The following is a 14116-nucleotide window of genomic DNA, read 5'->3' on the forward strand; positions in this document are numbered from 1 at the left end:
GTTTCCTCGCGAGCCTTAACCTTAGCCCGCGCCGTCCGGTACGCTCACCGTATGGGGTCCGACCACTACTTCACTGCGGCCCCGGCTAGCCCCGAGAACCTGCGCAAGATCCGCGTATCCCTGGCAGGACGTGAGCTCGAAGTGACCACCGCGGGTGGCGTCTTCAGCCCGGATCGACTCGACGCCGGCACCGCAGTGCTTCTCGCCAACATGCCTCCGGTTCCACCGGGAGGTCATCTTCTCGACCTCGGCAGCGGGTGGGGGCCGATCTCCCTGTCGATGGCGCTGGCCGCTCCGCACGCGACCGTCTGGGCGGTCGATGTGAACGAGCGGGCTCTGGACCTCGTGCGTCGCAACGCCGCAGCCCTCGGCCTCACCAATGTCAACGCTGCACTGCCCCAAGATGTTCCCGCCGACGTGACCTTCCGCACGATCCGATCCAATCCCCCGATCCGGGTGGGGAAGAACGAGCTGCACGGTCTGCTCGAGAAGTGGATCCCGAGGCTCGACGAGCGCAGCGATGCGTGGCTCGTCGTCCAGCGGAACCTCGGCGCCGACTCCCTGCAGCGCTGGATCGCGGCGACCTTCCAGCCCGGCTACAGCGTCTTCCGGACGGCGACCGGCAAGGGGTACCGCATCCTCAAGGTGCGCAAGCACGGAACACCGCCGACGGAGCCCATCGCCCTCGTCTGAGAGGTCCGCCCCGCGACCTCAGACGAGGTCGACCTCACCCTGATAGACGAGCTGCGCGGGCCCGGACAGGGCGACGTGCTCCCCGTCTTCGGCGGGGAACATGCGAACTCCGAGCGTGCCGCCGGGAACCTCGACCTGCCAGTTGTCGGGGGCCTGTGCGCCGGCCCAGTAGCGCACAGCGAGAGCCGTGGCGGCGACACCCGTCCCGCAGCTCAGTGTCTCGCCGACGCCGCGCTCGAAGACACGCATCCGCACGTGCCCGATGCCGTCGCGCACGAGGGGCTCACCGGGCACCACGAACTCGACGTTGGCTCCCGCGGGCGGAGCCGGCTCCAGCTCCGGCGTGCGGGTGAGTTCCAGCAGTCCGAGTTCCGCGTCCGAGGCCAGTGCCACCACGACGTGCGGGTTCCCGACGTCGATGCCCAGTCCCGGACGGGTGACGGTCAGCCCGTCCGCGCGCACCAGCGGGTCGTCTCCCGACAGCTTCCACGCGCCGAGGTCGACCTGATAGCCGCTCACGCTGCGGGTGACGTCACGGACGCCGGCTCTGGTGCCGATCGGGAGCGTGCTGCCGGGCTCGATCGCCGCGAGACCCGAGCGGACGAGGTAGTGGGCGAAGACCCGGATCCCGTTCCCGCACATCTCCGCGACGGAGCCGTCGGCGTTGCGATAGTCCATGAACCATTCGGCATCCGGCTCTTCTGCCAGGGCGGCTGCACCCTCCGGGATCGCGGACGAGCGCACGACGCGCAGCACGCCGTCCGCGCCGATGCCGAAGTGACGATCGCAGAGCACGGCGACCTGCTCCGCCGTCAACTCCAGCTGCCCGTCGGGGTCGGCGATGATGATGAAGTCGTTGCCGGTACCGTGCCCCTTGGTGAATGCGACCATGGGACCAGTCTAGGGAGCCGACGACCCTGCGCCCGGCCGTGCGACGCGATAGCGCCCGCAGAGGAAGCTGCGGTTGCGAGCCACCTCGATCAGTTCCAGATCGAGCCGCCGCGGCAACAGCGGGGCGCCGCTCCCGAGGGTCACCGGTGCGTACTGCACCCAGACCTCGTCCAGCAGCCCCGCGTCGGCGAACTGCCCGGCGAGGTCTCCCCCGCCGACCACCCAAAGATCCTTGCCACCCGCGGCGTCGAGCATCGCGCTGTGCACGTCGCGGATGTCGGCACTCGTCACCCGGACATCGGCCCCGGCCGGCACCGCAAGGTCACGATGCGACAGCACCCACGTGGGCTGCGTGTACGTCCAGCGGCCCTCCTCATGGCGCATGACCCACTCGAACGTGGATGCCCCCATCACCAGCGCACCGATGCTCTTCTCGAAGGCGGGGTACGCCATCGGACCCTCCATGTCGATGTCCTGGCTCAGCAGCCAGTCCAGGGAGTGCTCGGCAGTGGCGATGAAGCCGTCCAGGCTGGACGCGGTGAAGTAGTGAGTGGCCATACGCGCATGCTCGCACGGGCCACCGACATCGCGGTCAGTCCCGCAACAGGTCGGCGACGGCCACGGGTGGCGTCACCCACTCCAGCTCCGGGTAGCGCTTGAACCACGACACCTGTCGACGTGCATAGCGTCGCGTGAGAGCCTGCGTCTCGGCGATCGCCTCTTCGGCGGTGGAGCGACCGTCCAGCTGTGCGAGCGCCTGTGCGTATCCGATCGCCCGCGGGGCTGTCGTCCCGCGCTCCAGACCGCGGTCCCGCAGCCCGGCGACCTCGGCCACCAGGCCGTGCTCCCACATCCGACGCACACGCGCATCGAGGCGGGCGACGAGTTCGCCCCGATCCACGTGCAGCCCGATCAGACGCGTGTGCGGATACCAGAGCGTCGGCGTCTCGGGGAGGACGGCACCATGCGTCGCGCTCCCCTGCTCGATGATCTCGAGCGCGCGGATCACGCGTCTCCCGTTGCGCGGGTCCACTCGGGCCGCGACCCCCGGATCACGCTCACGCAACCGCTGGAGCAGGGACCCGACACCCTCGCGATCGAGTTCCTGCTCGAGACGCTCGCGGATGGCGGGGTCCCGGGGCGGGAAGTGGAACTCGTAGACGACGCTCGACACGTAGAGTCCCGATCCACCGACGAGGATCGCGTCCCCTCCCGCCGCGTGGATCTGCTGCACGGCCTCTCGTGCGAGCGGCTGATACCAGGCCACGGCAGCGTCCTGCGTCACCTCTCGCGCGTCGAAGAGGTGGTGCGGAATGCCGCGACGTTCGGCGACCGACAGCTTCGCGGTGCCGATGTCCATGCCGCGGTAGAGCTGCATAGCGTCGGCGTTGACGATCTCCGCCGGGTTGCCGCGCCGCCGGAGCTCCTCGGCGAGATCGAGCGCCAGATCGCTCTTCCCCGTGCCGGTCGCGCCGACGACGGCCCAGAGCCGAGGCGCGGTCACACTCCGACGCGGAGGGTCGGCAGGCCGAGGGAGACGGCGCGCGGAGCGCCGTCGCTCGGTGCCGGCACGGCGCACGACTCGGCCTGTCCCCGATCCCAGGCGTCGCCACCACGCGTCCGACGGATGCGGAGCGGGGCACCCGTCGGGTCGTCGGCGAGGAGGTGGAACGGCGCGGCGTGCGTCACCGTCACCGTGACGACATCCCCTGGGCGCGGCAGCTCGGACCCGGGAGTGACCTCGAAGTGCACGAGCCGGTTGTCCTGCGCCCGCCCGGTCAGGCGACGCGTCTCCGTGTCCTTCTTGCCTTCGCCCGTGGACACGAGAACCTCGACCTCCCGGCCGACCTGCTTCTGGTTCTCCTCGAGCGAGATGCGCTCCTGGAGCGCGATCAGCCGGTCATAGCGAGCCTGCACGACGTCCTTGGGCACCTGGTCCGGCATCGTGGCCGCAGGGGTGCCTTCGCGGATCGAGTACTGGAAGGTGAAGGCTCCGGAGAAGCGCGACTGCTCGACGACGCGCATCGTGTCCTCGAAGTCCTCCTCGGTCTCGCCGGGGAAGCCGACGATGATGTCGGTCGTGATGGCCGCGTGCGGGATGCGCTCGCGGACGCGGTCCAGGATGCCCAGGAAGCGCTCGCTGCGGTAGGAGCGACGCATCGCCTTGAGGATCCGGTCGCTCCCCGACTGCAGCGGCATGTGGAGCTGCGGCATGACGGCGGGCGTCTCCGCCATCGCGTCGATCACGTCGTCTGTGAAGGCGGCGGGATGCGGGCTCGTGAAGCGGATGCGCTCGAGCCCCTCGATCTCGCCGGCGGCGCGGAGGAGCTTTCCGAACGCCTGACGATCCCCGAACTCCACCCCGTAGGAGTTCACGTTCTGCCCGAGGAGCGTCACCTCGATGGCGCCGTCCTCCACCAGCAGACGGATCTCGTTGAGGATGTCGCCCGGGCGACGGTCCTTCTCCTTGCCCCGGAGGCTCGGGACGATGCAGAAGGTGCAGGTGTTGTTGCAGCCGACGGAGATCGACACCCAGCCGCTGTGTGCGGAGTCGCGCTTGGTGGGAAGCGTCGACGGGAAGACCTCGAGGGACTCGAGGATCTCGAGCTCGGCGTCACCGTTGTGGCGCGCGCGCTCGAGGAGGCCGGGCAAGGATCCCATGTTGTGCGTGCCGAAGACCACGTCGACCCAGGGGGCCTTGTCGAGCACGGCCTGCTTGTCCATCTGCGCCAGGCAGCCGCCGACGGCGATCTGCATCCCGGCCTTGCGGCGCTTGACGGCGGCCAGGTGCCCGAGCGTCCCGTAGAGCTTCCCGGCGGCGTTGTCCCGGACGGCGCAGGTGTTGATGATCACCACGTCAGCCTCGGCCCCGGCCTCGGCGCGGATGTAGCCGGCGCTCTCCAGGGACCCGGACAGACGCTCGGAGTCGTGGACGTTCATCTGGCAGCCGAAGGTGCGCACTTCGTAGGATCGCTGGCGCCCGTCATCGTCGACGGCCGCCGACGACGCGCTGATGATCGTCGGTTCACTGCGGGGGATAGTCATGATGCTCCCATTGTACGAGCGTCGTCGAGAGCCGATCGCGTGCGAACCGTCAGTCGGAGTCCACGAACCGGACGCCGGAGACGCCCCCGCCGAACGAGGCTTCCCGCAGCGCCGTCTTCGCCGCGTTCATGGCGACCGATCCCCCGTACCCGCGGCGCGACAGCTGCCCGATCAACCGGCGGAGCGCCGCGTCGGGGTCGAGGCGTCCCATCGAACGCGCTTTGGTCCGGGCGAACTCCAGGGCCCGCTCCGCATCGTCGTCGGGCAGCTCGTCGAGCGCGGCGTCGATGACGTCACGAGGAATGCCCCGCTGCGCGAGCGCACGAGACAACGCGACCCGCCCCTGGCCCTTGCGTTCGACGCCGGACGTGACGAGGAGCTCGGCGAGCACGGCGTCGTCGAGGTATCCGCGCCGTACGAAGTCGTCGATCACGTCTTCGACGGCGTCCGTCGCAAGCCCGTGCCCTTTCAACACCAGCCGGGCCTCGGAGACGGACAGTGACCGCGTGCGGAGCTTCCGCACCAACGACTCCTCCGCCGTCGCTCGGATCTCCGCCGCCGAGGGGCCGTTCTCCGTGCCCTCTCCCCCTCCGGTCGACCGGGACGTATCGCCGACGGCGCGCAATGTGGTGGTCTTCCCGCCCCGGGAAGCGGCCCGCGCCGAGGCACCCCGGGCGGGGTGCCTCGCGCTGGGAGAACCGTCGTCGACCGACGGGGACCCTGCCGACGTGGGCTCGTGCCACGTCGAGCGCCAGAGTCCCGCCGCGTCCGCGGGTGGCCCCGACCGCGCAGGCGGTGCGGACGACGACTCGTCTGCACCGCCTGCGGCTGGATGCTCCGCACGCGTGGGTCCGCCGAAGAGAGGGATGATGGGGGCGATCCGCTCGGAATCGCCCCCACGCTGGTCACTCATCAGGCCGGGCGACGCTCGGCCAGCTCATCAGCACCCGGAGCGGCGGCCGGGCCGCCGATACCGAGCTTCTGCTTGATCTGGCTCTCGATCGCCAGGGCGATGTCGGCGTTGTTGAGCAGGAACGTGCGCGCGTTCTCCTTCCCCTGGCCCAGCTGATCGCCGTCGTAGGTGTACCACGATCCCGACTTCTTGACGATGCCGTGCTCGACGCCGAAGTCGATCAGGCTGCCCTCGCGGGAGATGCCGACGCCGTAGAGGATGTCGAACTCCGCCTGCTTGAAGGGCGGCGCCATCTTGTTCTTGACGATCTTGACGCGGGTGCGGTTACCCACGGCGTCCGTGCCGTCCTTGAGCGTCTCGATGCGGCGGATGTCCATACGCACGGAGGCGTAGAACTTCAGCGCCTTACCACCGGCAGTGGTCTCCGGCGAGCCGAAGAACACGCCGATCTTCTCGCGCAGCTGGTTGATGAAGATCATCGTCGTGTTCGTCTGGTTCAGACCACCGGTGAGCTTCCGCAGCGCCTGCGACATGAGGCGGGCCTGGAGACCCACGTGGGAGTCTCCCATCTCGCCCTCGATCTCCGCACGCGGCACCAGGGCCGCCACCGAGTCGACGACGATGAGGTCGATGGCACCGGAGCGCACGAGCATGTCGGCGATCTCGAGAGCCTGCTCACCCGTGTCGGGCTGCGAGACGAGAAGGGCGTCGATGTCGACGCCGAGCTTCGCGGCGTAGTCGGGGTCGAGCGCGTGCTCCGCGTCGATGAATGCCGCGATACCGCCGGCCCGCTGGGCGTTGGCGATGGCGTGCAGCGTCAGCGTCGTCTTACCCGAGGACTCCGGGCCGTAGATCTCGACGATGCGGCCACGCGGCAGACCTCCCACGCCGAGGGCGACGTCGAGGGCGATGGAGCCGGTGGGGATGACGGCCACAGGGGCACGCTCATCGCTGCCCAGCCGCATGACCGAGCCCTTTCCGAACTGGCGGTCGATCTGGGCGAGGGCGGTCTCGAGGGACTTCTCGCGGTCGGCGGGTGATGGCATGGTGTGCTCCTTCTGCGCGTGTGCTGCCGCCTGTAGGCTGTCGCGGCTCTTCCGGCGGAAGGAACTCTCCGACAAGGCGTATGGCTTTTCAGCCTGGACCTCACGGTACGGCGGGCCTCCGACATTGCGTCGAGGAGCCGGGGATCGTGGGGACCAGAACCGTCTGACCACTTGTGCAGAAGACTACGCCTGGTTCGAACAGATTTTCGACAACACGCACGTTCGGCGTGTCGGACTTCCGCACACCCGGGAAGCCGCCGTCACCGGCCGCGCGGCTCCAGACGCCCCACGCCGTGGCGACGGGATTCGGGGACATCCATGTCGGCGCAGAGCGCGAGCCAGATGTCGCGCGGAGGTACCCCGGCTTCGAGAGCCTCGAGCGCCGTTCGTCCCCCCATGCCGGAGAGCACGAGGTCATTCACCAGAGAAGATGCTCGGGTATGGAACTCGGCGTCGACGGCGCGCAGGAACTCACTGCGTCGCATCAGGGTGATCTCCGAGTGTCAGCGGAGCGAGAGCTCGGGCTCCACGGACGCGACCAGGTCGTCCGGAACGACGTCCGGGAAGACCTGGATGCCTTCGAGCACCGAGATGCGGTCCCCGACCTCGCGCATGATCGTGGAGATGGGGACGTCGAGCGCCTCTGCCACCGAGGCGAGGATCTCGCTCGAGGCCTCCTTCTGTCCGCGCTCGACCTCGCTGAGGTAACCGAGAGCGACGGATGCCTTGCTCGCGACCTGCCGGAGCGTCCGCCCCTTCTGCAGACGGAAGTCCCTCAGCACGTCGCCGATCTCCTGTCGTACAAGAATCATCGGAACCTCCTCCGCAGTTCGTGAATCGAGGTCTCCCTCGAAGAGACGGCCAGTCTAGTCCTCCTGGCTTGCACAGAATCTACCCTTGCACTCTGTGGTTTAAATGTGAGCACATCCGTATCAACATGACGCGGCGGGCCGCTATTCCCGCAGCGCAGCGGCCAGCACATCGAGGACCGCCGCGACCGTCTGTGCTCGCACCGCGTCGCGGTCCCCCTCGAAGTGGAACGGTCGGGTCCGGCTCACTGTCGGGGTGACCACGCCGATGTGGACGGTGCCCACGGGCTGCCCATCCGGGGACTCCGGGCCCGCGATCCCCGTGGTGGACACCCCGACATCGGCGGGGAGACCATCCACCGCGACGGCGTCGCGCACTCCGGCAGCCATCTGCCGCGCGACCTCCGGGTGCACCGGCCCGTATCGCTCCAGCAGGTCGGTGTCGACGTCGAGCAGCGTGTGCTTGACGGGGGTGGCGTAGGCGACGACGCCGCCGAGGAGCACGGCGGAGGCGCCGGGAACCGCGACGAGCGCCGCGCACACCGCACCGCCGGTGAGCGACTCCGCGACACCGACGGTCCAGCCTCGCTCACGCAGAGCGTCCAGAGCCTCGGCCGGTGTCGTGCCGCTCATCGGCTCTGACGCGCGCCGCGCACCTGCGCGACGATGTAGTCGATCCCGCTGACGACGGTGAGCACGAGCACGATGACCATGAGGACGGTCGTCACGACGGTCCACGGGCCGAGCCCGATGAACACGTGCAGCGGCAGGAGAGCCCAGCCGAGGGCGACCCCCTGGAAAGCCGTCTTGATCTTGCCCATCCAGGCGGCCGCGACAACGTGCTCGCTCGCGACGACCAGCCGATGGATGGTGATCCCCCACTCGCGGACGAGGATGATCACGACGATCCACCAGGAGACCTCGCCCAGGATCGCCAACCCGACGAATCCGGCGCCGGTGAGGAGCTTGTCCGCGATCGGATCCCAGAGCTTGCCGAAGTCGCTGACGATGTCGTAGCGACGTGCGAGGTAGCCGTCGACCCAGTCGGTCGAGATGGCGACGATGAAGAGGACGGCGGCGATCCAGCGCACGGTGAGATCGGCGAGGCCGTACGTCCCGCCGACGAGCAGGAGGACGAAGAACACCACGGCGAGCGGGATGCGCGCCACCGTGATGGCGTTGGGGAGCTGCCGAGGGATCGCCATCAATCGCGTCCCGTCAGGCCCCAGGCGTCTTCGTCGCCCTCCGCTTCGACGACCGGCAGGCCGTCGTACTGCGCCTCCAACGGGTCCCGTTCGGCCGGCGGCACCGCTGCGGCGGCGGGCGCAGCCGGAGCCGCAGGAGCCGACGGAACGTCTTCGCCGCGGAGCTTCGCCATGACCTGCGGCAACTGCTCGGGGGTCGCGAGCACATCGCGCGCCTTCGAGCCCTCCGAGGGACCGACGACCTCGCGCGACTCGAGGAGATCCATGAGGCGTCCGGCCTTGGCGAAGCCGACCCGCAGCTTGCGCTGCAGCATCGACGTCGATCCGAACTGCGAGGAGACGATGAGCTCGGCCGCCGCGAGCAGGAGCTCGAGGTCGTCGCCGATGTCCTCGTCGACCTCCTTCTTCTTCGCCGGCTCCATCGCCTCCTGGACGTCGGCACGGTACTCGGGACGCGCCTGACGCGTGACGTGCTTGACGACCGCGTCGATCTCCTTCTCGTCGACCCACGCACCCTGCAGTCGGAACGGCTTCGACGAGCCCATGGGCGAGAAGAGCGCATCACCCTGTCCGATGAGCTTGTCGGCGCCGGGGCTGTCGAGGATCACGCGGCTGTCGGTGACGCTCGTGACCGCGAACGCGAGACGGGACGGCACGTTCGCCTTGATGAGGCCGGTGACGACGTCGACGCTCGGGCGCTGCGTGGCGAGCACCAGGTGGATGCCGGAGGCGCGGGCGAGCTGCGTAATGCGGACGATCGAGTCCTCGACGTCGCGCGGGGCGACCATCATGAGGTCCGCGAGCTCGTCGACCACGACGAGGAGGTACGGGTACGGCTTGAGCACCCGTTCGCTGCCCGGGGGCACCTCCACCTCCCCCGCACGCACGGCGCGGTTGAAGTCGTCGATGTGGCGGAAGCCGAACGACGCGAGGTCGTCGTACCGCATGTCCATCTCCTTCACGACCCACTGCAGCGCCTCGGCGGCCTTCTTCGGGTTCGTGATGATGGGGGTGATCAGGTGCGGGACACCGGCGTAGCTCGTCAGCTCCACACGCTTCGGGTCGATGAGGACCATGCGCACGTCGGACGGGCGCGCCCGCATGAGCAGGCTGGTGATCATCGAGTTCACGAAGCTGGACTTACCGGACCCCGTCGAGCCCGCCACCAGGAGGTGCGGCATCTTCGCGAGGTTGGCGACGACGAAGTTGCCGCCGACGTCCTTGCCGACGCCGATCGTGAGCGGGTGCGTGCTCTTCTGCGCGGCCGCCGACCGCAGCACGTCGCCGAGGGCGACCGTCTCGCGGTCGGTGTTCGGGATCTCGATGCCGATCGCGCTCTTGCCGGGGATCGGCGAGAGGATGCGCACGTCGTTGGAGGCGACCGCGTAGGCGAAGTTGTTGCTGAGCTGCAGGATCTTCTCGACCTTGACGCCGTGGCCGACCTCGACCTCGTACTGCGTGACCGTCGGACCGCGGGAGAAGCCGGTGACCTTGGCGTCGACCTTGAACTGGTCGAGGACGCTGGTGATCTGCTCGACGATGCGGTCGTTCGCCTCCGAGCGGGCCACCGAGGGCGGTCCCTCGGACAGCACACCCGGCGACGGGAGGATGTAGGGGGCCACGGGGGCCTGCGGACCGCGGTCGCCGGGGCCCTCGGTGCCGAAGCCGTCCAGTCCGGGCAGCTCCGGCATCTCGCCGGTGTCCGACTCGTCGTCCAGCAGCGCGGTCGTCTGCTGCTCCGCGAGCGCGTCGGTCACGGAGCGCACGTCGCTGAGCACCTCGGTCGCCGCGTCGTACGGGTTCGCCACCGTCACGGCCTGGTCGTATGCGGGGGTGGCCTCGGTGGTGGACAGGAGCGCGGTGATGTCGTCGGACGCGAGCGTGCCCTCGTCGGGGTCTTCCTCGCGACCGGTCTTGTTGCGTCGCCACCAGGGCAGCACGTCCGGGTCGTCGACCTTGTCGGCCTCGTCGACCGCGGCCGCGGTGTCCTTCGCCGGCTTCTCCGGGCGCTCCGCGTCGAACATCCACGCGTAGAGATCTCCCAGCCGGGCACCGATGCGGTTCGGCGGGGTCTTCGTGAGGATGAGGATGCTCAGGGCGGCGAGCAGCCCGAGGATGAGGTACGCCGGGATGTCGGTGAGGTACGTCAGGGGCTGGCCCACGAGCCACCCGAGCAGGCCACCGGACTCGCTCAGCGCGGGCATGCCCTGGTTCGGGTGGGGACGAGGGCCGGCGACGTGGAAGATCCCCGCCAGAGCGAGCACGAACATCCCGAAGCCGATACCGATGCGCCCGTTGTCGTGCACGGACGACGGATGCCGGAACAGCCATCCCGCCAGGAGGAGCAGCAGCACCGGCATGATGAAGGCCACCCGACCGACGAAGAGCCCCACCGAGTAGGCGCTGATGTTCGCCGCGACCTCGTTGCCGATGAAGAACCACTCGTTGACGGCACCGAGCGCCGCCAGGATCACCAGCAGGAACGGGAATCCGTCCCTGCGGTCGTCCTTCTGCAGCGTTTCCGGCCCGAAGGCCCGGAAGAGTCCGCCGACGCCGTGCGCGAGCCCGTTCCAGGCGCGCGCGGCGACGGGCGGCTTGTCCGCCTCGTCGATGTACTTCTTGGGTGCGGGCTGCGCCTTCGGAGCCGCCTGCCGCTTGGGGCGCGACGGGGCGCTCGTCGAGGCGCGCTCGGTCTTGGTGCTGCTCCTGGCCATGCCTCCACGGTACGACCCGCGACCGACATCTCCGCGTCACCACGCGGAACTCGACGATCACGGCGCGCGACGGCACGCCGTGATCCGAGGGTCAGGCCTCGATGACGAGAGGGACGATCATCGGGCGACGACGCAGCTTCTGGTTCACCCAGCGGCCGATCGTCCGACGGACGACCTGCGACAGCGCGTGCGTGTCGCGCACGCCGTTGCCGGACGCCTCCTTCAGCGCGGCGACGATCTTCGGAGCGACGTCGTCGAACACGGCGTCGTCCTCGGCGACGCCGCGCGCGTGGATCTCCGGCCCCGAGATGATGCGCCCGGTCGCGGCATCCACGACGACGATGACCGAGATGAACCCCTCCTCGCCGAGGATGCGACGGTCCTTGAGGTCGGCATCGGTGATCTCGCCGACGGTCGAGCCGTCGACGTAGACGAACCCGAGGTCGAGCTGCCCGGCCACCCGGGCGACGCCGTCCTTCAGGTCGATCACGGTGCCGTTGGAGGCGATGATCGTGTTCTGCTCGGGGATCCCGGTGTCCTGGGCGAGCTTGGCGTTGGCGATCAGGTGCCGGTACTCCCCGTGGACAGGGAGGACGTTCTTCGGCTTGAGGATGTTGTAGCAGTAGAGCAGCTCGCCGGCCGCGGCGTGCCCCGACACGTGCACCCGCGCGTTGGCCTTGTGCACGACGTTCGCGCCCAGCTTCGTGAGCCCGTCGATGACGCGGTAGACGGCGTTCTCGTTGCCCGGGATGAGGCTCGACGCCAGGATGACCGTGTCGCCCTCGCTCACCTCGATGGCGTGGTCCATGTTGGCCATGCGGCTCAGCACGGCCATCGGCTCGCCCTGCGAACCGGTCGACATGTAGACGATCTGCTCGTCCGGGAGGTCGCGTGCCTTCTTGAAGTCGATCAGCACGCCCGCCGGCACCTTGAGGTAGCCGAGCTGCTCCGCGATCGTCATGTTGCGGACCATGCTGCGGCCGAGGAACGCGACCCGACGCCCGTGCGCGTGCGCGGCGTCGATCACCTGCTGCACGCGGTGCACGTGGCTGGAGAAGCTCGCGACGATCACGCGGCGCGGAGCCTTGCCGATGACCTGGTCGAGGACCGGGCCGATGGAGCGCTCCGTGGGCGTGAAGCCGGGGACGTCGGCGTTGGTGGAGTCGACGAGGAAGAGGTCGACGCCCTCCTCCCCCAGGCGCGAGAACGCGCGCAGATCGGTGATGCGGCCGTCCAGGGGCAGCTGGTCCATCTTGAAGTCGCCGGTGGCGAGGGCCATGCCCGCGGGGGTGCGGATCGCGACGGCCAGCGCGTCCGGAATGGAGTGGTTCACCGCGACGAACTCGAGGTCGAACGGCCCGACCTTCTCGTGCTGGCCTTCCTTCACGGTCAGGGTGAAGGCCTTGATGCGGTGCTCCTTCAGCTTCGCCTCGACGAGGGCGAGCGTGAGTCCGGAGCCGATCAGCGGGATGTCGCTCTTCAGCCGCAGCAGGTACGGAACCGCCCCGATGTGGTCCTCGTGCCCGTGCGTCAGCACCACGCCCACGATGTCGTCGAGACGGTCACGGATCGGCTCGAAGTCGGGGAGGATGAGGTCGACGCCGGGCTGGTGCTCCTCCGGGAAGAGCACCCCGCAGTCCACGATGAGGATCTTGCCCGCGTACTCGAACACGGTCATGTTGCGACCGATCTCCCCCAGGCCGCCGATCGGGATGACCCGGAGCGTCCCTTCGTCGAGAGCGGACGGTTCGGCCAGGGGAATGGACATGCTGTCTCCTCAGTCGGACACTCCACGCGTCCGTTCGTTCAGGGTGACGCGGCTCAGCGCGTCGTGCCGTGCACCTTCGGCAGGGCGCCGCCCGCGGCCGCGTTGCGGTCGGGCCGGAAGTTCGAGAAGTCCGCCCCCGGCACGCCGCTGACGAGATCGAGCTCGTCCTCGATGAGGGCGGCCTCCCACTCCTCCGGGCCGACGAGGGGAAGGCGGACACGCGGACTGGAGATGCGGCCCAGCCCGTGCAGGATGTACTTCGCGGCGACCGTGCCGGGGACGTGCGTCATGACGGCCCGGACCAGCGGTTCCAGCCGCTTGTGCTCGGCGGTCGCGGTGGCGAGGTCGCCTCGGTTCACCGCATCGATGATGGTCCGGTACGGAGCGGCGGCGACGTTCGCCGTCACGCCGATGAGGCCGGTCGCCCCGATCGACAGGTGCGGCAGCACGTTCGCGTCGTCACCGGAGAAGTACATGAGGTCGGTCTGGTTGAGCACACGGCTCACCTCGGAGAAGTCGCCCTTGGCGTCCTTCACCGCGAGGATGTTCGGGTGCTTGGCGAGCCGGAGGATCGTCTCGTACTTGATCGGGACACCGGTCCGCCCGGGGATGTCGTACAGGATGACCGGCAGGTCGGTCGCATCGGCGACGAGCCGGAAGTGCGTGAGGATGCCCGCCTGCGTCGGCTTGTTGTAGTACGGCGTGACGATCATGATGCCGTCGGCGCCGGCCTTCTCGCTGGCCTTGTACAGCTCGATCGCATGCGCGGTCTCGTTCGATCCGCCACCCGTGATGATCTTCGCGCGTCCCGACGAGACGGACTTGCCGACCTCGACGAGCTTGAGCTTCTCCGGGTCCGTCAGGGTCGAGGTCTCGCCGGTCGTTCCCGTCACGACGATGCCGTCCGCGCCTGCGGTGATCACGTCATCGATGTGCTTCTCGACGGCGGGCCAGTCGACTTCGCCGTCGGCCGTCATCGGAGTGACGAGCGCGACGAGAACCTGTCCGAAGGGGTTGCCCGAGTGCGTCATG

The 14116-nt window shown here is 69.0% G+C and carries 14 protein-coding genes; 1 reads left to right on the top strand and 13 read right to left on the bottom strand.

Going from position 1 to position 14116, the window contains the following annotated elements:
* Positions 1–51: 51 nt before the first annotated feature.
* Positions 52–693, top strand: a complete 642-nt coding sequence (locus tag AB0300_RS09420; RefSeq protein WP_366215904.1) for a methyltransferase — start codon at positions 52–54, stop codon at positions 691–693.
* An 18-nt stretch (positions 694–711) separates the two neighbouring features.
* On the opposite strand, the gene dapF is transcribed toward AB0300_RS09420, so the two are convergent.
* From dapF to dapA, 13 genes are all read right to left on the bottom strand, one after another.
* The gene (dapF, locus tag AB0300_RS09425; RefSeq protein WP_085607334.1) at positions 712–1584 is read right to left on the bottom strand and encodes a diaminopimelate epimerase; all 873 of its coding nucleotides are present in this window, start codon (positions 1582–1584) and stop codon (positions 712–714) included.
* A gap of 9 nt (positions 1585–1593) precedes the next feature.
* On the bottom strand, positions 1594–2142 hold the full coding sequence (locus tag AB0300_RS09430; protein WP_025103233.1) for a dihydrofolate reductase family protein: 549 nt from the start codon (positions 2140–2142) through the stop codon (positions 1594–1596).
* 34 nt (positions 2143–2176) lie between these two features.
* Complete coding sequence (gene miaA / locus AB0300_RS09435) at positions 2177–3088, bottom strand: tRNA (adenosine(37)-N6)-dimethylallyltransferase MiaA (RefSeq protein ID WP_025103232.1); 912 nt, start codon at positions 3086–3088, stop codon at positions 2177–2179.
* Entirely contained in the window at positions 3085–4629 is a 1545-nt protein-coding gene (miaB, locus tag AB0300_RS09440) for a tRNA (N6-isopentenyl adenosine(37)-C2)-methylthiotransferase MiaB (protein WP_060921069.1), read from the bottom strand. The genes miaA and miaB overlap by 4 nt, the downstream gene beginning before the upstream one ends.
* A 49-nt stretch (positions 4630–4678) precedes the next feature.
* On the bottom strand, positions 4679–5152 hold the full coding sequence (locus tag AB0300_RS09445) for a regulatory protein RecX (RefSeq protein WP_366215905.1): 474 nt from the start codon (positions 5150–5152) through the stop codon (positions 4679–4681).
* 389 nt (positions 5153–5541) lie between these two features.
* Positions 5542–6588, bottom strand: coding sequence for a recombinase RecA (recA, locus tag AB0300_RS09450; protein WP_025103229.1), 1047 nt, complete (start codon positions 6586–6588; stop codon positions 5542–5544).
* A 260-nt stretch (positions 6589–6848) separates the two neighbouring features.
* A complete protein-coding gene (locus AB0300_RS09455; RefSeq protein WP_025103228.1) occupies positions 6849–7073 on the bottom strand; it encodes a DUF3046 domain-containing protein in 225 nt (74 codons plus the stop codon).
* Between the two features lie 18 nt (positions 7074–7091).
* Positions 7092–7400, bottom strand: coding sequence for a helix-turn-helix transcriptional regulator (locus tag AB0300_RS09460; protein WP_025103227.1), 309 nt, complete (start codon positions 7398–7400; stop codon positions 7092–7094).
* Between the two features lie 141 nt (positions 7401–7541).
* Positions 7542–8030 carry a CinA family protein gene (locus AB0300_RS09465; protein WP_366215906.1) on the bottom strand — a complete coding sequence of 163 codons (489 nt, stop codon included), beginning with the start codon at positions 8028–8030 and terminating at the stop codon, positions 7542–7544.
* Entirely contained in the window at positions 8027–8602 is a 576-nt protein-coding gene (gene pgsA, locus AB0300_RS09470) for a CDP-diacylglycerol--glycerol-3-phosphate 3-phosphatidyltransferase (RefSeq protein ID WP_025103225.1), read from the bottom strand. Before pgsA ends, AB0300_RS09465 begins: the two co-directional genes overlap by 4 nt.
* On the bottom strand, positions 8602–11316 hold the full coding sequence (locus AB0300_RS09475) for a DNA translocase FtsK (protein ID WP_102209870.1): 2715 nt from the start codon (positions 11314–11316) through the stop codon (positions 8602–8604). Before AB0300_RS09475 ends, pgsA begins: the two co-directional genes overlap by 1 nt.
* Positions 11317–11407: 91 nt before the next feature.
* Positions 11408–13084: a ribonuclease J gene (locus tag AB0300_RS09480; protein ID WP_025103223.1), complete on the bottom strand. Its 1677-nt coding sequence runs from the start codon at positions 13082–13084 to the stop codon at positions 11408–11410.
* A 53-nt stretch (positions 13085–13137) separates the two neighbouring features.
* Positions 13138–14115 carry a 4-hydroxy-tetrahydrodipicolinate synthase gene (gene dapA / locus AB0300_RS09485; RefSeq protein WP_085607326.1) on the bottom strand — a complete coding sequence of 326 codons (978 nt, stop codon included), beginning with the start codon at positions 14113–14115 and terminating at the stop codon, positions 13138–13140.
* Between the last annotated feature and the right edge of the window lies 1 nt (position 14116).

The organism is Microbacterium sp. NPDC078814, from assembly GCF_040702645.1.
Lineage (GTDB): Bacteria > Actinomycetota > Actinomycetes > Actinomycetales > Microbacteriaceae > Microbacterium.